The organism is Bacillus sp. EKM501B (assembly GCF_011800505.1).
GTDB classification, from domain to species: Bacteria; Bacillota; Bacilli; order Bacillales; family Bacillaceae_G; genus Bacillus_A; species Bacillus_A cereus.
This window is the reverse complement of record NZ_JAALFZ010000022.1, coordinates 26423-49066: the sequence shown is the minus strand read 5'-3', so window position 1 is coordinate 49066 and position 22644 is coordinate 26423. Positions and strand designations below refer to the sequence as shown.

The window sequence follows — 22644 nt, the reverse complement described above, 5'->3', positions numbered from 1 at the left end:
CATCTACCCTTTTTTACAACAATATGACCATATTAACTACTACAACAAGGATTTTTACCACAACAACTTTTCATATAATTATTGAACTATTTTTTAAATAACTAAATTAACCTCTTCGTTAACTTTAATTACGAATAAATGGTCCCATTCACCTTCAATTGGATCAACTACATCTTCATTAAAAGATTCAGCATGTTATCTACCATATCTATTAAACTAGCGGTTTTTATTTTCCCTGATTCCTTTCCATACCTAAGGTACCCAAAAGTCCAATGGATTTCCGAGGCTACCATCCACATTTGTGTCTCTGAAAAGACATTTTGTGCCACTAGACGTAACTGTAGATTCCTGAACAAGCTAAATCATGAAAATACACACAAAGATAGATTATCATCCATTACATTACTGTTTTGCTTCGTTCGAATAGAAAAACTCGGAAGAACGCCACTTGTTCGATATCTCCTCAATGTGATACGGTGTCGTTCTGCAGCATCCACCTATTAAACGTGCACCTGCTTGGTACCATTCTTCAGATTGAATATTCAACGTGTTACATTGTTCATGACCATGCCATGTTTTTGTTTCTGGATTATAAGTTTCACCAGAGTTTGGATAAACAATAATCGATTTTTTGGTGTTTGCCCTCAACGCTTGGATTGCACCAGTCACAACGGTTACTGGCGCACAATTGATGCCTATCGCTACAATTTGTTCACTTTTCTCAAAAGCTCGTGCACACTCCACGAGTTTCTTACCTTCACTAATCTCTTTCTCATTTTTTAGCGAAAAGGAAAGCCACGCATATGTTTCTGGAAACTCACGCAATAATGTGTCTAATACTCTTGCTTCTTGCAGGGAAGGGATCGTTTCAAATGCCAATAGATCTGCACCTGCTTCGATTAACGCAGACATTCTCGAACGGTGAAAGTCTGCTAATGTATCATCTGTCACACCATAGTTGCCTACATACTCTGAACCATCTGCAAGGTAAGCGCCGTACGGCCCAACTGATGCAACAACCAATGGTTTAGGCCTATTCGTTTGCGTATTTTCCTTCCAAAAATCATCTCTTGCCCTTCTTGCAAGTAACACCGTTTTCTTAATTAATTCCAAAGCTTCCTGTTCTTGTATTCCACGCGCGGAAAAACCACTAATAGTAGCTTGATAGCTTGCTGTTATGGCACAGTCCGCTCCAGCACGAAAATAGTCTGAATGAACCTGATAAATTAGTTCCGGATTTTCTAGTAACACACGTGCCGACCAAAGAGGATCATCCAAATTACATCCATGCGCCTCCAATTCTGTAGCTAATGCTCCGTCAAGAAGCATAATGGAATGTTGGGATAAAATATCATCAATTGGGTTGATTTTGTTCGACATAATCTACGCCCCTCTTTTTTAGATTTTTTGTTAGATAATAACTTCCATAGCAAAACAAAATAAACGGTATGCCGCAATATAAGGCAATTCTCTGTGTTGGATCGAATGCAATTCCAATACACGATGCCAGACAAAGGATAAAAGAAGCAATTGGTACTAATGGATATAGTGGTGTCCGATAAATCAAGTCCTTTTCAGAATTTCCTTCTTTCAAAAATTGTCTGCGAAATAGGAACTGGGAAGCACTAATACTCATCCAAACTACTACTACTGCTAGACCCGAAATGGAAACAAGTACGATATAGACAGTATCTGGTGCCACAATACTTGAGAGCAAAGCCAAAGCTCCACCCACCATGCTGAAAATGACGGCGTTGATTGGAACACCTTGCTTCGTCATTTTTCCAAAAATCGGTGATATGGTATTCTTATTCGCAAGCGACCAAAGCATTCTAGAAGAGGCATAAAGGCCTGAGTTTGCCGCAGATAAAATGGCTATTAAGATAACGAAATTCATTATGTCAGCTGAATATGGCACCCCAATTCGTTCTAGAACTGCAACAAAAGGGCTCTCTAATACCCCCGCATCGGAAATAGGCAATAACGCAGATAAAACAACAATCGTTCCTACAAAAAAGATGATCAATCTCCACAGAGTAGTTCGAATGGCCTTCGGTATCATTTTTTCCGGGTTCGCTGTTTCTCCAGCTGCAATGCCTATTAATTCTGTTCCAGAAAAAGCAAAATTAACCGCAAGCATGGTCATTATAATGGCCGTAGCACCATGGGGAAATAAACCTCCACTTGTAAAATTAGAAAAGAATGGTGCTGCTTTTGAATGAGTCATCGGAAGAAACCCTAGCATTGCCGCTACTCCTAAAACAATAAAAATCACAATAGCTATAACCTTTATCGATGAAAACCAAAATTCGGATTCGGCAAAAAATTTTACAGTCAGGACATTTAATACAAAGATCAAAATGGCAAAAAGAGCACTCCATACCCAAACATTAATCGATGGAAACCATCGCTTCATAAGTAATCCTGCGGCTGTAAATTCAGAACCTAAAGCAACAGTCCAAGTTAACCAATACAACCAGGCTACTGTATACCCTGTACCCGGTCCAATGTATTTAACTGCATAACTATGAAATGCGCCCGTTTCAGGCATATGTACGGAAAGCTCTCCTAAACATAGCATAACTAGATAAACCACTAGCGCACCAACCAGATAGGATAGAATTGTTCCAAATGGGCCAGCTTGTTGAATAGTGTAACCCGAACTTAAGAATAAGCCAGTTCCAATCACCCCACCAAGTGATAGCATGACTAAATGACGTGCTTGCATTTTCCTTTGAAATTCTTGCCCATTTTTGTTCTCCATTTCTACTCTCCTTTAGTTACTATCCAGAAAAAACAAAAACGCACTCTAAAAAAGAGGGCGCTACTGACAAATAAAAACGGAAGCTCTCATCTATCAGGATTATCACCCGCTGGAATTAGCACAGTGTCTACTTAAGCAGACCTGTTGCTGAGGTTTCATAAGGCCAGTCCCTCCACCTCTCTGGATAAGAAATATTTTTTTATAACCTTATCAATCCATTCAATAACTGTCAAGATAATTCTGTTTTTTTAAAAAATTATCTATTATAGAAATACAAAAAATAGAGTATTACTATAACTGCAACCCACTCCTTTTTGGGTATTATTTAAAAATCGAACATACAAAACCTCATCTATTTATGATACGGTTCACAAGCACTTCCTCAAAATTTGATGCATTTCTAAATATCTTCTTACTTCTTTGACTACGGGGGTCACCATACATATCCAGCAACTTAGGGATGTGTGAAGAGATCCCATGGCCATCAACTTAAGGATGTGTATGGTGACCCCTATTAGAATTAACCTTTAACTCTTTTTCCATAAAAGATGTAGTATTTAGTAGCACTTGTTTTTGATTGACTTTTTTAGTTTTATAGCCACCGATTAAACTTCCTAATGTATATTCTCTTTATAAATTGAGTAACTAGAGCATATATTGTTAAAATTCCCAATAACCACAGAAAATAATAAAATGGAAGTGGAGTTAAACCAATTTGAGTACTTAAACTGGTAAATGGAAGGGAAATCCCTATAAACATAACTAAGCCTGTGAGTATCAAAACTGGCCTAGCAGCCGTACTTTGTAGGAAAGGGATATGTTGAGTACGAATCATATGCACAATTAATAATTGTGTTAATAACCCTACTACGAACCAACCCGTTTGAAATAAGGATTGCATCTCAGGAATATTTGCACCAAATACATTCCACATTACGATAAAAATGATTATATCAAAAACACTACTTACCGGCCCAATAAAAATAATAAAACGAAATAAATCTTTTGTATCCCAACTTCTTGGTTTTACTAAAAATTCATTGTCTACTTTATCCCACGGAATTGAAAGTTGGGATAGATTATATAGTAAGTTTTGACATAATATTTGAATTGGTAGCATTGGAAGAAAAGGAAGAAATGCACTAGCAATTAATAAACTTAATACATTTCCAAAATTTGAACTTGCTGTCATCTTAATATACTTCAGTATATTTCCAAACGTTGTCCGTCCTTCCACTATAGCATCTTCTAAAACATGTAAGTCTTTTTCTATAAGTATAATATCTGAACTCTCTTTAACAATATCATCTGCTGAATGGATAGATACACCAACGTCAGACTGTTTTAAGGCAAACACATCGTTAATTCCATCCCCCATAAACCCAACTGTATGACCATTTATTTGAAGTGCCTTTATAATACGGAATTTTTGACTAGGATTTAATTTTGCGAACACACTTGTTTTACTTGCAAGTTTTCCTAATACCTTATCAGGAAGACTATCAATTTCATAACCCAGTACTGGTTCTCCTATATACAACCCCATTTTCCTACATACATTTCTTGTGACGGACTCGTTATCACCTGTTAAAATTTTTACTTGTACTCCTTTCTTTTGTAGAGTATGAAGTGCAGCGATGGCCGATTGTTTGGGTGGATTTAAAAAACCTACATATCCAACGAGTATCATATCTGATTCATCATTTATAGAATAACTTCCCACTTTATCACTATTTAATTGCTTATATGCAACTGCAACAACTCGCATCCCCTGCTCTTGCCAGAGTTCAATTAAGTGTTTATTTCTACGCTGGATTTCATCTGTCATAGGAATTATCTTATTATTTTCTTTTATAAAACTACAAATTGATACAACTTCTCTAACTGCACCTTTACAAAGCATTATTCGTTCGTTAGCATTTTTTTCTATAACAACTGAAACTCTTCTTCTATCAAAATCAAATAGACATTCATCTATTTTGGAGTATTGAGACAGATCATATTTACTACTATCTTTTACATAACGTATAACTGATAAATCAATTTCATTTTTATAATTTGTATGGAAGTAACTATTTATATACGCTAACCTTAAAACCTCATCCGATTTCTCTCCATTTGTATCTGTATAGCGTACCAGGTCCATCTTATTTTCTGTCAACGTGCCTGTTTTGTCGATACAGAGAATATCCATAGCTCCAAGATTATGAATAGAAGATAGTTGTTTTACAAGTACTTTTTTTTTACTCATATTAATAGAGCCTTTAGCTAAATTAGCTGTTACAATCATTGGAAGCATTTCTGGAGTGAGTCCAATTGCAATAGCAATTGCAAATAAAAAAGCCTCATACCAATTCCCATTAATACCCCCATGGATTATCATGACAATAGGAGTCATGATGATCATAAATTTAATTAATAGCCAACTAACTTTGCTTACCCCTCTATCGAATTCAGAATCAAATTTCTTGTTCAGCTTAACCTGATTCTTTGCTATTGAACCAAAGTAAGTATCTGTTCCAGTACCTACAACTATTACTTTTGCTGTACCACTTATAATATGAGTTCCCATAAAACAGAGATTTTCTAATTCAATTAGATTTTGGATTTTTCTAATTTTACGTTTTTTATACATATGGAAATACTGATTTGATTTTTCAACGGGCAATGCTTCTCCTGTTAGAGATGATTGATTTACAAGTAAATTTTCTGATGAGATAATCCGTACATCTGCAGGCACAATATTTCCAGCAGATAATTCTATAATATCCCCTGGTACAAGATTCTCAAGACCAATTTGTACCTTTCCACTTTCCTCCAATAAAGTTCTCTTATTTTCTTTATAAGGAATATTTCCTTTCCTGAGAACAGTTACCTTTTCATATACAAGATTTTTTAATCTTTCTATAGACTTCTGAGAACGAATTTCTTGTATGAACCGAATTAACACGCTTAACGTCACCATGATTCCCACAATAATAGTACCTTTTATATCATTGGTAAAAAAAGATAACATCCCTAATATAATTAGAAGAGAAATAAACGGACTTCTAAAAGAATTAAATAATGTTATATACCATTTTATTCTTTTTTGAGAAACTACTTTATTTTCTCCATACACTTCAAGCCTCTTAGTAGCTTCCTCGTGAGACAGCCCTTGAGACGTTGTTTTAAAAAAATCTAACGTTGATTCAACATCACTTTTTGCAATTTCAATTAGCATATTATAATTTTTGCTCAATACTTCCTGTTTATAAAAATATTTTTTATTAGATCTCAACAAATTTACCTCCTATCCAAATAAATAGAATCCCCCTGTTTTTAAAAAATAATTTTAAAACTACACTTTATAATAACTCTGAATTTTCAATCATTTTTCAAAAGTTCAATAGCACTTAAATAGTATTATTCTCACCATAAATAGTAATTTTTATTTATAAGTTCCCTCTTATTAGCAACAAAAAACTACTATAGCCATAATTTTTAACTGCAACAATTGCGCTAGCACTATACATCATCAAAATTCCAAATACAATTGTAATGATAAGCGAAAACACCAACGGATATTCCAGTAACTTGAATACTTTTTTCACTTCTATTCTCTCTTTCTCTATACTTCCAACGAGTTTGTCTACAAACTTTGCGGGAACGAACTTAGGTATAAAAAACTTAATATAAATTTCTTATAACCCTAGTAACATTTTTGCAATGGTAAAGTACAGAATTAACCCCGTTCCATCGACTAATGTCGTAATGAACGGACCTGAGATAACAGCTGGATCCAGCTTTAACTTATTTAAAATCAAAGGTAATACAGATGAAACAATGGACGACCAAATAACAATGAACAATCCAGTAATAGCTACAACTTGCGCGACTTCTGTACCTACGCCTAAAGTGTACGCACGAATTAATGCTGCCACGGCTAATGTAAGCCCTAGTAAAAGGCCTACTAATGCTTCTTTTTTCATAACACGAAATATATCTTTAAATTTCACCTCATTTAGAGCTACAGCTCGAACCAATGTAGTTACGACCTGTGTACCTGTATTTCCACCAGTTCCAATTAGCAACGGAATAAAGAAAGCCAGTGCAACTACATGAGTCAATGTTTCTTCATAATGTCGAAGTACAGAACCAGTATATGCTTCTGCTACAAACAGAAGTAATAACCAACCTATACGTTTACGGTATATTTGCCAAATAGAGGTTTCGAAATATGGCTTATCTAATGGGGTGCTCCCTCCTAATTTTTGAATATCTTCAGTTGCTTCTTCTTCGAAAACATCCATTGCATCATCGAAGGTTATAATACCTATCATCCGATTATCCATCGTTGTTACAGGTATAGCGGATAAATCATAATCCATTAGTTTTTGTACGGCTTCCTGTTGGTCTAGGTTCACTGAAACTGAAATAACATCTGATGCCATTATCGATGATAAAGTCTTATCATCTGAAGCTAGCAATAATTCACGAATAGAAACAATTCCATTAAGCTGACCACGTGTATCCAGAACATAAATATACGAAATTGATTCAACCCCTGCCCCAATTTTTCTAATATGCGACAGCGTATCTTTTACTTTCCAGTTTTCCCTGGCAGCAATATAGTCAATTGTCATCAAACTGCCCGCTGTTCCAGATTGAAAAACCAGCAGACTTCTAATTCTTTGTTGAGATTCTTCAGACAAAAGTTGTATAAGTTTTTCAGCCTGAAGTGGATGAATTGAAAGAATTACATCAACAAGGTCATCAATAGATTGCCTAGCTAATAGCTCTTCTCCTTTATCCACAGGCAAATTGGTACAAATATTATATTGCTCCTCTGGTGTAAGGTAACTGAGAATTTTCGCACCTTTTTCAGTAGGAAAACATTTCATTAAAGATATCTGATCTTTATGTTGAAAACCTTTCATTTCCATTGCAATATCATAGGATTGGTTTTTTATAAGTTCCTGCACTAAGTGTATGTCTTTTGTCGTTAATAATTGTTTTAAACATTTTTTCATCGTAAATCCTCCTTAAGGACAATGATACTTGTTATCATTTCCCACTTCAGGGAAAACATATTTCTTAATAAATATGGGATCAATATCATCAATCATTAGTTTTCCCCCCTTTTATAAGAGACTAATTACAAATAAAATTTTGTATATAAAAAACCTCCTCTAGTGATTCAACTAAAGGAGGTAGATTTAAAAAAGACATAGCTAAATAAAGCTCATTCCCCCTAGTTGAGTTTTGGCACTATACAACGTAAAGGATGAATCATTCATCACTTAGCTATCTTAAGAAGAGCCTTAATCCGACAATTCCTGTTCTACCCATTGGCATCTTTCGATATTTTTGGGCAATAGCCTGTGTTTGTATAGGAGCCTCACCTAACAGGTTATTAATATTTTAAATTTTTTGTTCGTTTCGTGTTAAAGCATATCCACAATTTTTGAACTTGTCAAGTATTGATAAAACCTATTACTTCACTTTTTGATATCATAACATTCCAAAATCACAGATATAAAAATCTGTATAACACTTTATATTTATACACCGAATTTTACGATTTATGCAATAAATTTTATAAACTATTATGTTAATTTTTTTATTATACACGTGTCCTGACGCTTTATTATTGAAGGTTATTGTGGTGGAAAATTTTAAAAAGCATAAAAAGCCCGGTATATAACAAAATTTCAACTTGATTTCCTCTTACAGTTCGATATAACCTGTATCTTGAAAAGAGATACTGAAAATTTAGAGGAAAGGATTAAAATTGTTGGAAAGCTTCTTCATGCTTTCTCATGATTAAATTGCTATTTCTAGAAGGGTTAGCTCCATAATCGCTCATTTTAATCATGGTGGTTTGCATTTTACAATGAGTTATCTTTAAATGAACCAAATCTGCATATAGGTGGAATATGATTTAACTTATACCGAGAGAAAAAACTAAAATTAATGATGCATACTATTACTTTATTATCCTGCACCATTCTCATTTTATATGGCATTACAATTCTTTATGTATCGTCTATTTTTCATTTCATATTTAAAGGAAAAGAAATTCGTATAATTGCTATTGAAACATGATGGATAATGACACGTGCTGGAAGCTTCTGATTTTGGCCAATGTATGCCTCGTAGATTTCTATCGTTTCACCAGGGATTAGATCCTACATCATTTGTGTCATATCAAGCCTGATGTATTCTGTTTACTTTTTTAACGTACCATTATTGAAGTATTCTGGGTCAGGGTTCTTGATATAAATGCGTGTATTCAACTTCAACCGTGAGATATAGTAAGCCTCTTTATCCTGAATGGTTTGTAAGTCTACTAAATCGAAGTAACCTAGATCACCACAAATCGCCTGCTTCTACGGTTTCAAGACAGATGGTACCATATGTTTTATCATTATTCTTTCCTGGTCCAAGCTGCGCGCTAATGAATTGACCGCTAAGTAAATCATATTCCAATTGAATTTTCATGCCTGTCTTATTACTACTCCCACCTGAACCTTGATAGTCGGTGGCGAATTGACCAGGTAGTTGGAACACTGTTGTATCTAGAATACGTATACGATTGAAAGTAGAGATTATATGTGCAGAAAGTGAGTGATTTGAACAGAGTTTTTGTGTGAAAAGAGAAGTAAAGATTTCTCGAAGAAATGCTACGTGTTGACTAATCCAAATGCATAAATCGGCCAAATCTCTTGTTTCATACTTACTTTTACGTTTTACGAAACTCTTCTCCTGTAGGAGCTTTTGAAGGATACTTGGAGATAGATATCGCTGGAGTTCTTTAGCGAATAAATGAAACTCATATTGAATCGATAGCGTCATAAAAAACGCCATCCTTTCTGTATTTTTCTACAAAGAGAATAGCGTTTTTTTGATTATATGATTACTTATTATCCATTATTAGCTGGATCCTCTCCTGTATTCCCATCATTACTTGGTGGCGGTGGCGTTCCATGGTCATCTCCATTGTTTGGTGATGTTGTATCTCCCTGGTCACTACCACTTTTGGGTGGCGTTGTATTCCCTTGGCCATTACCATTGTTTGGTGGTGTCGTATTTCCCTGGTCACTACCACTTTTGGGTGGCGTTGTATTCCCTCGATTACTACCATTGTTTGGCGGTGTTGTATTTCCTTGGCCATTACCATTGTTTGGTGGTGTTGTATTTCCCTGGTCACTACCATTGTTTGGTGGCGCTGTATTTCCCTGATCACTACCATTGTTTGGTGGCGTTGTATTTCCCTGATCACCACCACTTTTTAGCTCACTTTGCTTTTTCTCTTCTGGTTTCTTTTGTTTTTCTTTTTGCTTATTTTCACTCGGCTGTTCAGTTGTATTTGCTATTTTCGTATTTAGAGAAGAATCACGCTTCTCACCTTTAATACGTAATTCGCTACCTTCTTGAACCACACTGTTCGGCATTTTAAATTGCGACTTATCTGTAGCAAACTTACTCATCATTTCTTTAAAAATCAATTGAGCTATTTTCGTATTTTTACTACTAATATAATCATCTTTACTATCCTTAGTATATCCAGTCCATACTGCCATCGTATATTGCGGTGTATAACCAGCAAACCAACTATCACGAGTTGCACTTTCTGGTAGATTATATTGTGCTATTTGTTCTAAAGAATAGTTTGTTGTACCTGTTTTACCCGCTATATCTAACGAACTTATATTAGCTGTTGTGCCTAATCCAGATGAAACAAAAGTACGAAGCATATCAGTAATCATATATGCTGTAGAATCCTTCATAACTCGTTTTGACTTTTGCTCAAAGCTTTTTGATTTACCATCTGAATAAATGACTTTCTTAACAAAATGTGGTCTCGTATACTTACCATCATTACCAAATGCCGCATAAGCACCTGCAATTTCAGTCGGTGACGCTTCATTTGTACCAATCGCTGTTGATTCGGTCGGTGCTACATTAAATGTAATACCTAGCTTTTCAGAGAAAACTTTTGATTTATTAATTCCTACTTCTTTTGCAGTTTTTATTGCCGGGATATTTCGGGACGTTTTCAATGCATCACGCATTGTAATTGGTCCTAAATGCTTTCTATCAGCATTTCTAACTTCTTGTCCCGTTGAGTACTTAAATGGAGAGTCATCAATTTGATGGTAAGTAGCCCATTTTAAATATTCAATTGCAGGAGCGTAATCAAAAATTGGTTTCATCGTTGAACCTGCTGAGCGATTTAATTCAATTGCAATATTATGTCCTTTAAAAACAGTTTTATTTTCACCACGCCCACTACCAATTGCACGTACTTCTCCTGTTTTCGTATCCATAAATGTGAAAGCCCCTTGGAATTTCTCATTTGGATAATTAATAATATCTTTATTTAAAAGCTTGTCCGCAAAATCCTGTGCCTTTGGATCTAATGTTGTATAAATTTCTAAACCGTCCGATCCGATATTAACATCTGGTAACTCTTTTTCAACTTCTTTCACAACCGCATCCATAAAAGCTGGATAGGGCATTTCTTTTTGTTCAGTTGCTTTCTTAAGTCCTTCTGTTACTGGAACTTTTGATGCTTCTTCCATTTCTTTTTTTGTAATATAACCATGTCGATTCATTAATTTAAGTACAACATTTCTTCTTTCTGTTGCTTTTTTGATATTTTGTTCTTTCGTTGGATCATAATTATTAGGAGCTTTCATTAAACCAGCAAGCATTGCAACTTCTGGTAGTGTTAAATCTTTTAATTCCTTACCATAGTAATTTTGTACTGCTGTTGCGATTCCGTATGAACGGTTACCTAAGTAAACTTTATTTAAATACATTTCTAAAATTTCATGTTTTGAATACTGTTGTTCTAGCTTATATGCTAAATATATTTCTTGCGCCTTTCTCTTTGACGTTTTTTCCATCGATAAGAAGTAATTTTTAATAACTTGCTGTGTAATCGTACTTCCACCTTGAGAGCCGTAATCCCCTTTTAGGCTGACTAAGGCTGCACGTGCAGTACCTTTATAGTCTACGCCACTGTGCTCGTAAAAACGTGCATCTTCTGTTGCTAAAAACGCGTTTTCTACTAACTTAGGAATCTGTTCATACATAATATTCGTTCGTTTTTCTTTTCCATATTCATATATCAATTTCCCATCTTTATCATAAATTTTTGAGGATAACGGATTAACAAGTTTTGCTTTCTCAAGTTTTGGAGCATCTTTGATCATAACGAAAAAGGTAGTAACCCCTGCGACTAACCCCACAATACCAAGTAATAAACAACTAACTAAAAACTTACGAAAAAATGATGTTTTACCTTTTGCTTTTTGTTTCTTAGCAACAGGCTGTTTTTTCTTTTTAACTTGTCGTCGCTCCTCTTGAGAACGATAATTTTCTGACATGCTACTTTCTCCTGCCTTTCAATTCTCCTGTTGATTCACTTGAAATTATTGAAGTCAATTTAAGAAATATATTCATATTTAAAAAGTGTACTAAATAGACAATTTAAGTAATAAATTTGTTCCACTTTAATATGAGGAAGAAATTTGAGCTTATGTGTAGAAATAATAAAGTTATTTAATTTACAATAAAGTCGTTTAAAAACAGATAAAGTTATTTGAAAGAATGAAGCAGAATTGGGGTTTTTTCCATCTTTTATTATGTTTTTGTATAATAAAAATAACAATATTCTTTAAGTGTAATTAGGAGGGGTATTTTATTGGAAAATAAAATATGTGAGAAATGTGGGAGTGATAAATTTATAGAAGCTATATACCTGTAAAGCTAAGTAAAGGTTCTAATAAGATTTACTCATTTTGTTTAAATTGTGGTGAAGTTGATTCAATTCGTATAGAAAATACAACGATTTTTAAAAAGTAAGGGGCCATTCTTAAAGGGGCCTTCCATAATTAAATAACTTTTTTATTTCTAAAAAATCATAGAATAGAAGAAAAACAACGTTTTTTAAATATCTCTTGATGGGCATGTGGCGGTACCCCACATCCATCAACTTAAGAAATTGGTAGTTCCCCAAACCGAAAAATAGATAGAATCCCAAAAACACAATGAATTCTATCTGTTTTTTATTTTTTTACATAAAGAACATTAAGACTGCTTATACTCTTATAAGTCACATGGTTTACTAAAACATAATAATAACAAAAATAAAAACTTTTTTTATTTAATTAAAATACAAATACTTTTGATGAGTTTTCCTCTAATAAACTGGAATTATAATTAGGTGCTAGTACGATGTTTGTATATGTTCCTGTACCCGAAAGGTATTTGTACCTATGTTTTAACCCTGATGGAATAAAAACAGATGCTGGACTTTCAATTATTTGCAATTCTCCTTCAATTTCCACTTCACAAATGAGACCAGTACCATCTATTCTATTCCCCCAAAAAATAAAGGCACTATCACAGTGGTGTGCATGAGTATCTACATGTCCTTCTAAGTTCTCATCCATATGGGCGTCGTAAAATACACGCTGTATTACATAAAATGAAGCACGTTCATCAGTTCTATAATCCATCTGTACCCAACGCTCTCCTGGACCATCACGATGATATAAAAGCTCAGATGCTCCTTTTACAAATGGTTTACTAACTCGGAGAGACTTTGAAAGCCGAGGCCCTTTTCTTTCTATACGTTTTTGTTGTATGTTCCTTACTCTTCCTAACATTTCAGGTTGAATACCCTCGTATGCTGAGTAATTTTGCTGAACAGCTTTTACATGATAGGATGCAGTATGAGTAAATATATTCTTTCCAATAATCGGTCTCCAATGATCTACTTGACAACCAGTAGCTAATTGGAGAGACTGCGTTAATTCAGGAATCATCTGTAGTTTAAAGCTCTGTAGATTACTCTTTTGAGATAAAAATACTGATAAATTTAGCAAATCAACAATCCCAGCGCGTTCACCTATTCCACACAATGTAGCATCAATGACAGTTGCTCCCGAATCGATTGCAGCAAGAGCATTTGCCAGGGCTAATCCTAAATCATTATGAAGATGAACTTCAATCTCACAAGGGAATGTCTCAACAGATTTCTTCACGATTGTCGCACACTGACCTGGATCCCAAATTCCTACAGTGTCAGCTAAACTGATTCGATCTGCTCCAGCTATATGTGCAATCTGTCCAATGTAAGCGATATCTTCCCATTCCGTTCGTGAAGCATCTTCAATAGTAAAACGGATTTTCATTCCTAAAGATTTTGCTTCTTCAATAGCTTGCTTCACCTGATTAATAACATAATCTTTTGATCGATTGGTGTATTTTGTTTGTAAAGAAATAGGATTAATAGACGCCCAGATTCCTATCCAATCGGCACCAGCACGATAAACCGCATGAACTTCTTCTTTTTTCGCCCGAGCATGCATAAGTATTTCGGCGTTTTTTGCAGATGCTGCAACTTCTCGGCAAATCTCCTCTTCTTCTTCAGAGATGCCAGGGTGCCCAACTTCAATAAGACTTACTCCAAAATCCTCTAACATGTGAAGTAATGTAATTTTGTCTTCCTTGGAGAAACGAATACCATATTGTTGTTCTCCCTCACGCAAGGTAGCATCTAATATTGTTAAACCCTTTTTCATTCCTGTTTGCCTTCTTTCGCTTCTATAAAGTTTAATGTTTGTTCGAATAGGATATTACGATTCTTTTCATAAACAGCCCAGTGTGTAGCATCAGGGATTACTACTTCTTTTTTTTGTTTTGTACTTGTTAATTTTGACATCATATTTCGGTCTGCAAATATGTCATCTTCCCCGTAAATGACAAGTAATGGAGTGGTAATCTTAGATACATCATATAGGGGCTGATTTTTCCAAATATAAAATAAATCTTCAAGTGGACCTACTGGTCGACGAATCGTTTGATTATTTTTCTTACTCATAGGATCTGAATCAATAAAAACTTGTTTTACGGCATCCATTGCTTCGTTTGTAACAATTTTTTTATTTCCCATCATCATATGCCAATGATGCATTCCTTTATCAAAGTCCACCATTTGATAAGCTGGTGCTTCAGGATTAAACTGATTAGGTTGTAGTGGGTTTTCGAAAGGCTGTGTCATCATAGGAAGTGTGAACCCATGCACATATCCATATAAAATAAGTTTATTAATATCTTGAGAATGGGATATTGCATAATTCCCAGCCACAACACCTCCATATGACCATCCAACAATATGAATTTTTTTTACGTTTCTCTTCTTTTTAATCCAATTTACAATTGTTTCTAGATCCTTAGTTGCATCATTCAAATGAATAACCGGACGGTTTTGGACAGGAGGATCTGACATTTCTTTAGGACGAGAAGAACGACCAAACCCTCTGAAATCCATAGCCCAAGTATCATACCCTTTTCTGGCATACTCATCCATCCATGAAAATTTTGGTACATCAAATGCTTGAGCTGTAGGTACACTAAATGGTTCTAAAAATAAGATGATTTCATCAGATGTATACTGTTTTTTATTATTTAAGTTTTTATGAAGTAAAAATAAATTTTCTTCTCCTTGCTGAATTTCTAATTCTTGTTTTACCACTTTAGGAGTTTGATCATTTCGAGAAGTTTCTTTGATATTAGTACAACTAGACATAAGTATTATCAAAAAAAACCCTACTAAACTAATATGTTTCCATTTCATCTTCATTTAGAATATTCCTTTCATTTCATAGAAATGATAGCTATGATTCCAGCCGCAATAATTAATCCGGCTGGTAACCCTTTTGTAAATAATACGGCAATAAGAGTGCCTATTAAGACACCTAACAATATCGTAGGATTCATAGGTAGAACTCCTACACCTTTTCCTCCTATGTATGACACAGTAAAACCTGCTAGAATGGATCCTAATCCGATAGGAGAGGTAATTAATTTTATTACGTTTTCACTTGTAATCTTTCCAGATGTAATTGGTACTAAAAGGAATAGCATCAGAAAGAAAATCCCAATTGTAAAAGAATATTGTTGAATAAGATGTAATAAAGTTTTTTGTCCAACAGCAAGTAAAACTCCTAATAAACAAGCCGCACCAGCTAGCACATAATCCTTAACAAGTAGAGCGAGTGTAACAATAATCCCCAGTAACAAAAAAGGAAGCATATTCTCTTACCTCATCTATAATGTTGTATAATCCCAACTATCATTTTTAGGTACAGACACATGTACCATATTTTGACTTGCAAGGTTAATTTGTATTAAATTTGGACTTATTACAGGTTTTAAGTCTTCTCGATTTATTATAAATTTAAATGCTTCAAAGCTTGCTAGAATGCCTACGATATTCGCAACGGGAGACAGCACAGCCCATGGACGATTTTCTTGTACATAATTATTTGCCCATTTCTCATCCGCACCATGTTTGACGGAATGAAGAGCACGTCCATCTTTTAATTTATGAATTTTATTTTGCATTTCTGGTGTTAGCTCTTGTTGATAAGACGGATATCCTAACGCGATTTCATAAGGCGTAGAGTCAGGAGTTAAAGACATGACGCCACCTCTAAAGGGAGGTGTAACTGCAATCCAAATAGAAGGAATCCCTAATTTTTGAGCTGTACGATGGATAATTACTCTCGCTACTAAATTATCAGTTGCATCTATAATGACATCTGTATTCGTTAGAAATTCTAATGCATTGTCCTCGGTAACAAATTCTTTCGTTATCTCTATTTGTAATAATGGATTAATGTCTTGCAAAACTTCTAAAGCAACATCTGCCTTCGGCTGTCCTAATTTACTGTTGGAACTTAGCATTTGTCGATTGATATTGCTTGCTTCAAATACATCTTGATCAATAACATGTAAAGAACCCACACCCATTCGCGCCAATTGGATGAGTGTAATTCCTCCTACGCCCCCTGCTCCAACTACAGTAACTCTAGAATTTTTTAATTTCTCCTGCTCTGCTACAGAGATAACACCAATATTTCGCGTAAAACTTTCTTCATATATATTTTGCATATCATTATTTTTTGTTAACAAATTATATTCCTCCTTATAGTGTTTTATAATCCCATCCACCCTTTGGGACTTCTTTTACTTGAACCGGGATATGACTATCTAAATCCATTACAATGCCTTTAGGTGCTCTAGCTAGAGGTTCACGATCAGTTAAAACTTGTATTGCTTCATGAAAGCTAAATAATGACAATAGATGAGCACGCATTGGTGTGATAATCCAGCCTGCTTTTCCATCACAAAAATCTTGCGCCCACTGTTTTGGTGCGCCTTTCTCAACCGAATACCAAGCTCGACTTTTCTTTATATCAGCAATCTGTTGTCTTAATTCTTGATTTGTTAATTTGCATCCGACACTTGAGATATTTAATGCTTCTTCATAAGGAATTCCGGTTGGAAAAAATGTAGAAACAAATCCTCTTGTTGGTGGGCTACCTGACATCCCCACACTTGGTATACCTAATTCTCTAGCTGTTCTATGTATAATAACTCTTGAGGGCATATCATCTACGGCTTCTACTACAATATCATGCCCTTTTATAAGCTCGCTTACATTATCTTCATCTACTCTTGTTTGTATAAAATTTGTTGATATATAGGGATGTATATCTTTTACAACCTGTTCTGCAACTTTTGCTTTTGGTTCACCTACCACACTAGAAAGCGCTAACATTTGTCTGTTAATATTAGAAACCTCAAATTCATCGGGATCAACACCGGTAATATGCCCTATCCCCATTCGCGAAAACAGAATTGCTTCATATCCACCTACTCCCCCTAGTCCAAAAATAATGACCTTCTTATTTCGAAGACATTCTTGTTCCTGTTCAGAATACACACCAATATTCTTCTTAACCATTTCCCAATAATATGAATCCATATCCATTTTGAAGTCTCCTTTATATGTAGTAACCATTTCAAAAAATAATTCCTGTATATAAAAATAGTCTAGAAGTATGTCGTATTTGTGTGTTATTTGTAAAAAAATTAAAAAACTTTCAATTCTTATTTTTTTAACAAGTGAATATATCTCCATTTATTAAAGAACTAAATACATATAGCAATTTTTTTAGTTAACGGAAGGTGTCTTCCGTTAACTTATTATTTTAGGGATCACCATACATGCCCTATAAACAATGCTAATTATGCTGTTACTCGGGGTTAAAATGAACAAGCCGGTTTTCACCCTTAACGTGGTGAAAACCGGCTATTTTTTATATCCAAATTCCTTTACTGTAAGGCAATCATGCTTCCAAAGTACAAGTAACGTCAGGTACTGGGGATACGTGATGTTGTATTGCTGAAGAACAATTCGGTATGGACGATTGATTTCACGGGAATAATCATAGATAGCGAAACAAAGTTGATTTTCAAGCTTTAAATTATCATTAAGAGCCAAAATTATTAAATTATCTTTAAACATCTTTCACCCGTTAGGTTAGCAACACATTACTTTTATCGGTGATTATGTATGGAATCTAAAACAGCGTATCACTCAACAATTGTTCATGGATTTTCGATATATTTATTTACAGTGTTTTGAATGTATACTTTCGTTGTGTATTTTAGGAGATTTTGATTAAAGTCAATGATTAAGTGGAAATGAAAGTAGACTAATTTTTAAAAGTTTACTTTCAGTTTTATTAAAAAAGAATATGTAGAAATTACCGCATGCTCTTTTTGAGTTAATGGCAATATTACAACTTGTTTTTATTAGTTTGCTATGTTCATTTGTAAAGCTCGTTTTCACTAAATGAACATTAAACATGTTTTATAATTTGTACCTTTTGAAGCGTTAGAATACTCCTGAAGAAATAGATAATTCTAATCATAAAAGCGAGTTAATATTAATTTGTTTTTGGCAGAGTTTTTGATAATTATAAATTCAACGTTTCTATTTTTGGGACGTTTCATTTATAGAAGATAAAAATAACATAATTTTCTCAATAAGGAATTTTATTCTTTTAATATGATTTTTTGACAATTCATGGTATATCTGTATTAAGGGGACCTTTTCGGTTGATTAGGGAGAAAGATTATAAAAATGATATGGGAGGAACAAAAAATGTCATTGAAGAAGAAATTAGGTGTTGGAGTGGTTTCAGCCGCTCTTGGCTTATCTTTAATTGGTGGGGGAACATATGCATATTTTAGCGATCAAGTGGTGACAAATAATTCATTTGCTGCAGGTACATTGGATTTAGCTATGCAACCAACTACTTCACTTAACCTAGAAAATTTGAAACCCGGGGATAAAATATTAAAGAAATTCAACTTGACAAATAGTGGTACACTAGATATTAAAGATATCATGATGAAAATAGATTATTCTGTTAACGATTTAAAACAAAATAATAATACAGAAGATTTTGGTGAACATATTAAAATACAATTTCTTTGGGATTGGGATCCAGCAAAAAGCCCTGTATACGAAACAACTCTTGCAGAACTAAAATCACAAAGTCCAGAGATTGCTTCCAAGAAAGTGTTTCATTCCAAGTGGGCTGAAACAGGGGGATTAAAATCTGGAAAAATGGATTGGTTTTGGATGAAGTTTATATTTGAAGATAACGGAACAGATCAAAACGTGTTCCAAGGGGATAGTATTGCGTTAAAAATGGAGTTCCAAGCCAATCAAACAGAGGGAAAAGAAAGATAATCTTACAAAAATATTGTTGTGAAAATGTAAAACTGAGCTTGTAATTTTTATAATTTGTAAAATTGACCATCAAATATTCATATAAAAAACCAGTGATATCAGTACGTGTGTATAATATCACTGGTTTTTTTGAGTTTAACATTTTGTATGTTTTGTAAAACTTATTTATTAAATAAAAAAATCCCTTCACGATTTCTGAAGGGGTCAGTATACATTGAAAGGGTACTTTCATTTTAATATATTAATGAAAAAACTAGTATTGATAAAACTAGTATTGATAAAATTAATCTTTTTGTCTTTACCCCTTTTAATTCACTATAAAGAAACCGTAAGGATTAGATTCATCCTATGTAGAGTTTTGTCTTCCTCATTAGACATGTATATTGGATAAATCACGATTTTTTATGTAATATTGCATAAAAAAACAACCGTTAATCTTGCTATAATCTTCTATATTCATTAATATAGAAACCCTACTTACAGGGAAAAGGGAAGAATATTGATGGTTCTTCTCTTTTCCCTTATTTTTTACAGCTGAATGATATATTTATTAATAAAAAGTATGTTTATTAATAAAACTTGTTAAAGTACAAACTTTTAGTTAGCAAGTGAGAAATAAACACTTGATTATTTCTGCTATATTTAAAGGGCTCTTTTCTAATAAAATAAGAACAGCCAGTAATCACTACAAGTGCTTTTTCAGATAATGTATAAAAGGTGAATCAAACTATCTCATTAATCGTAACGGGGAAACCATCTTACATATGACTTGTTTTCATTATATGACAAATACAATTTATCACTTTACTCATATTGTAGGAAGTAATTTGTCTAACTCCTCTTTTATGATAATTCACTTTATAAATCCATTTATTTAAATTCATAATTATATAAAGGTTCTAAAAATTCGAATCGAGTTAAAAATCATGAGAAGTTTTAATTCATTATTGATCTCTACTATCTGTTCAACAATCCTTTTAGTTTGGAATTTCTTTTCTTTCTATACTGGATTCACAACAGGACATACATACTACTGGGTTAACGGTATCATAGCCTTGATTTTCCTTCTATTCTTTGTCTTAAATATGCGAGATATCATCAAGAAAAACTACAGAACATCAGGACAATAGGAGTTGATACATATATGGGAAAGATTTAATAACTATAAGTATTCCTCAAAGGAATTAAAGTTCATACTTTGGTTATTTGGTATTACTTGTTTTGTACACTCGGTCGCTTTCTTTGGTGGAATATTTTCTTCCAAGTTCTTGTGGGTTTAAAGGTCTTTGCGCTATTGCAGCATTACTAGCTCTTATGGATGTTAAGTGGAAAATAAATAAGCATAAGATAGCATAGAAAAAGTGGCGGATTCGCTATCTCTCCATGTTCATCTACCCCACGGTAATTTTTAATTTAGGTATTGAAATTCTCTAAATCTCGATGTATTATATTTTTGTATTTTCTCAGTTCCTAAGCCGAGAAAACATCATCACTTCTGAAAGGACCCGAACTCCAGCGGGTTCTTTTTGTTTACTTGAACTCATTTTTGAATTATTGTATTATATTTTCAGGTCTTACTTATATAAATCATTATCAAGAGAATCTGCGGGTTTGCAGGTTCTTTTTTTGTTAAATAAAAAAAGCAGTGGACACGGCATTTTAATTAATCAACTTTAAATCAATATCTACACTATAATAATGTATGAAAATTATAAGAATAGATAAATAGAGAAGAGTGATGCATTCTTACCGAAAAACTTATATATATATGTGTGTGTTACTTTTTATTTATCTACTTTTCAATCCCTCTATTTACAATGATTTGAATGTATGCTTTTTTATATATTTTTATGATATCAATAAAAATATAGTAAATTCAATGTTTAAGGGGAAATGAAAGTAAACCTTTGAATAATAATTTACATTAGATATCTTTAAAAAGTGTTAAAAAAACGACCTTTAATCAATCCTTTTTTCTAAAACCACAGAAAAGATAAGTACTATAGTTAACACCATTATAACCCTTATTTCACTTCCATCACTTACAAAAAATGAATACAAAGTATAAATTAAAATTAATATTCCATAAATAATTTTGTACAATGAACTTCCACCTTTTCCTATATATATTTTAGTATAAAAGTTTAATTCAAGTCCTAGATCAAAATAAAAATAAACAGCACCTGTGATATACACAAAGTGCTTTTCTCTTGTCAATTTATCTATTTTCACTATACTTATCTATTTTCTTCTTATAACTCAAACTTTTTAAAACCGTACTTTTAGCTTGTTGCAATTCATTTTGTTTATATGGAATATGTTTATCTGTCTGTACAACTTCAACATTTTCTCCATCTGCTAATATTCTTCTGTACTTAAAAGAGTGCGCTGTTAATACTGTTTTAATCATTTTGTATTGCCCTCCTTTTGTTTGATTACTTGTATCATAAAACAAGTATCTGAAGTTTATATGTAGTCTATCTAGAGTGTATGTAAATTTAAAAAATCTCTAACAAAATGTTTGTATTGTAACGTTACAACTAAAACTACTGTTTCAAACACCATGGTTTGAAGAGACAGTCCCCCATGTTCTAGCCTCAATTCCTCCTACAGTTCTATATTGAGTAAAACTAGTTGATCCCTATCATATAAAAAGAGCACCACTTTTGGATGCTCTTCGTTATAACTATATATTATTTAATTTTCTTCTTTTGTTGGTACCATTTTTCCTTGTTGAGAATCCGTACCTGTACCTTCTGTTCTTTCAACAGTTTTTGCATGTTTTCTAGGTTGTGATTCTGTACCTTCTTTTGTTTCTACCATTTTTCCTTCTTGAGAATCTGTACCTGTACCTTCTGATTTTTCAACAGTTTTTACATCTCCTTTAGATGCTGGCACTGCATCTTTAGGTAAATCAAAGTTTTGTGAGGAAGACGTTGTTCCATCTGCACTCTGTGTAATTACTTGATTTGAATTTTCATTTGACTTTAAATTGTCCGTTTTCGCATCATCTGCACCTATTGCACCACCCGCTAATAATCCTGTACTTAAAAATGCTCCTGCTAATAATGTTTTAATCATTTTTCATTACCTCCTGTTTATTTGTAATATTCATCAAAAAAAGTATCTAAAGTTAATGTTTTAGTCATTATCTTTATCTACTTGCTTTTTGAATACATTTAGCATAAGACAAGAATCTATAGTTGATGTGGGCTGTATCTGGAGATTATGTAAAGAAAATAGATAATCAGTTGCATATCCTAATGGATAT

Annotated in this window: 14 protein-coding genes, 3 pseudogenes and 2 riboswitches; of the genes and pseudogenes, 3 read left to right on the top strand and 14 right to left on the bottom strand. The window is 33.5% G+C overall.

Going from position 1 to position 22644, the window contains the following annotated elements:
- Nucleotides 1-402: 402 nt before the first annotated feature.
- The 12 genes and pseudogenes from mmuM to HFD78_RS29665 all read right to left on the bottom strand — a co-directional run.
- Entirely contained in the window at nucleotides 403-1380 is a 978-nt protein-coding gene (gene mmuM, locus HFD78_RS25260) for a homocysteine S-methyltransferase (RefSeq protein WP_000066233.1), read from the bottom strand.
- Nucleotides 1355-2764 carry an S-methylmethionine permease gene (mmuP, locus tag HFD78_RS25255; protein ID WP_000428527.1) on the bottom strand — a complete coding sequence of 470 codons (1410 nt, stop codon included), beginning with the start codon at nucleotides 2762-2764 and terminating at the stop codon, nucleotides 1355-1357. Before mmuP ends, mmuM begins: the two co-directional genes overlap by 26 nt.
- 83 nt (nucleotides 2765-2847) lie before the next feature.
- Nucleotides 2848-2955: riboswitch (SAM riboswitch) on the bottom strand.
- Nucleotides 2956-3356: 401 nt separating this feature from the next.
- Nucleotides 3357-6047 (bottom strand): magnesium-translocating P-type ATPase, encoded by a 2691-nt coding sequence (gene mgtA / locus HFD78_RS25250; protein WP_097814412.1) that lies wholly within the window; start codon nucleotides 6045-6047, stop codon nucleotides 3357-3359.
- Nucleotides 6048-6447: 400 nt separating this feature from the next.
- Nucleotides 6448-7776, bottom strand: a complete 1329-nt coding sequence (gene mgtE, locus HFD78_RS25245) for a magnesium transporter (RefSeq protein WP_000710591.1) — start codon at nucleotides 7774-7776, stop codon at nucleotides 6448-6450.
- A 210-nt stretch (nucleotides 7777-7986) separates the two neighbouring features.
- A riboswitch (M-box (ykoK) riboswitch) is annotated at nucleotides 7987-8163 on the bottom strand.
- Nucleotides 8164-8841: 678 nt separating this feature from the next.
- Nucleotides 8842-9601, bottom strand: a pseudogene (locus HFD78_RS25240) (IS4 family transposase); the annotation flags it as partial.
- 68 nt (nucleotides 9602-9669) lie between these two features.
- A complete protein-coding gene (locus HFD78_RS25235) occupies nucleotides 9670-12141 on the bottom strand; it encodes a PBP1A family penicillin-binding protein (RefSeq protein ID WP_001293929.1) in 2472 nt (823 codons plus the stop codon).
- Between the two features lie 783 nt (nucleotides 12142-12924).
- A complete protein-coding gene (locus tag HFD78_RS25230; protein ID WP_000715600.1) occupies nucleotides 12925-14343 on the bottom strand; it encodes a homocitrate synthase/isopropylmalate synthase family protein in 1419 nt (472 codons plus the stop codon).
- A complete protein-coding gene (locus HFD78_RS25225; RefSeq protein WP_097862983.1) occupies nucleotides 14340-15404 on the bottom strand; it encodes an alpha/beta hydrolase in 1065 nt (354 codons plus the stop codon). Before HFD78_RS25225 ends, HFD78_RS25230 begins: the two co-directional genes overlap by 4 nt.
- A 14-nt stretch (nucleotides 15405-15418) precedes the next feature.
- Nucleotides 15419-15856 (bottom strand): DUF441 family protein, encoded by a 438-nt coding sequence (locus HFD78_RS25220; RefSeq protein WP_000936576.1) that lies wholly within the window; start codon nucleotides 15854-15856, stop codon nucleotides 15419-15421.
- 15 nt (nucleotides 15857-15871) lie between these two features.
- Nucleotides 15872-16738: a HesA/MoeB/ThiF family protein gene (locus HFD78_RS25215; RefSeq protein ID WP_000956414.1), complete on the bottom strand. Its 867-nt coding sequence runs from the start codon at nucleotides 16736-16738 to the stop codon at nucleotides 15872-15874.
- Nucleotides 16739-16751: 13 nt separating this feature from the next.
- The gene (locus tag HFD78_RS25210; RefSeq protein WP_000366974.1) at nucleotides 16752-17600 is read right to left on the bottom strand and encodes a HesA/MoeB/ThiF family protein; all 849 of its coding nucleotides are present in this window, start codon (nucleotides 17598-17600) and stop codon (nucleotides 16752-16754) included.
- Nucleotides 17601-17933: 333 nt separating this feature from the next.
- Nucleotides 17934-18137 (bottom strand): annotated as a pseudogene (locus HFD78_RS29665) (hypothetical protein); the annotation flags it as partial.
- 642 nt (nucleotides 18138-18779) lie between these two features.
- Between HFD78_RS29665 and HFD78_RS25205 the strand changes: the two are divergent.
- The 3 genes and pseudogenes from HFD78_RS25205 (at nucleotide 18780) to HFD78_RS29655 (ending at nucleotide 20729) form a co-directional block, all read left to right on the top strand.
- Nucleotides 18780-19373, top strand: a complete 594-nt coding sequence (locus HFD78_RS25205; protein WP_000053756.1) for a TasA family protein — start codon at nucleotides 18780-18782, stop codon at nucleotides 19371-19373.
- 926 nt (nucleotides 19374-20299) lie between these two features.
- Nucleotides 20300-20503: a hypothetical protein gene (locus tag HFD78_RS29660; protein ID WP_080002005.1), complete on the top strand. Its 204-nt coding sequence runs from the start codon at nucleotides 20300-20302 to the stop codon at nucleotides 20501-20503.
- Between the two features lie 12 nt (nucleotides 20504-20515).
- A pseudogene (locus HFD78_RS29655) lies at nucleotides 20516-20729 on the top strand (hypothetical protein).
- A gap of 862 nt (nucleotides 20730-21591) precedes the next feature.
- On the opposite strand, the gene HFD78_RS25200 reads toward HFD78_RS29655, so the two are convergent.
- Both HFD78_RS25200 and HFD78_RS25195 read right to left on the bottom strand, forming a co-directional pair.
- Entirely contained in the window at nucleotides 21592-21783 is a 192-nt protein-coding gene (locus HFD78_RS25200) for a hypothetical protein (protein ID WP_000598349.1), read from the bottom strand.
- Between the two features lie 287 nt (nucleotides 21784-22070).
- Nucleotides 22071-22454 carry an alpha-ketoglutarate permease gene (locus tag HFD78_RS25195; protein ID WP_191968128.1) on the bottom strand — a complete coding sequence of 128 codons (384 nt, stop codon included), beginning with the start codon at nucleotides 22452-22454 and terminating at the stop codon, nucleotides 22071-22073.
- Between the last annotated feature and the right edge of the window lie 190 nt (nucleotides 22455-22644).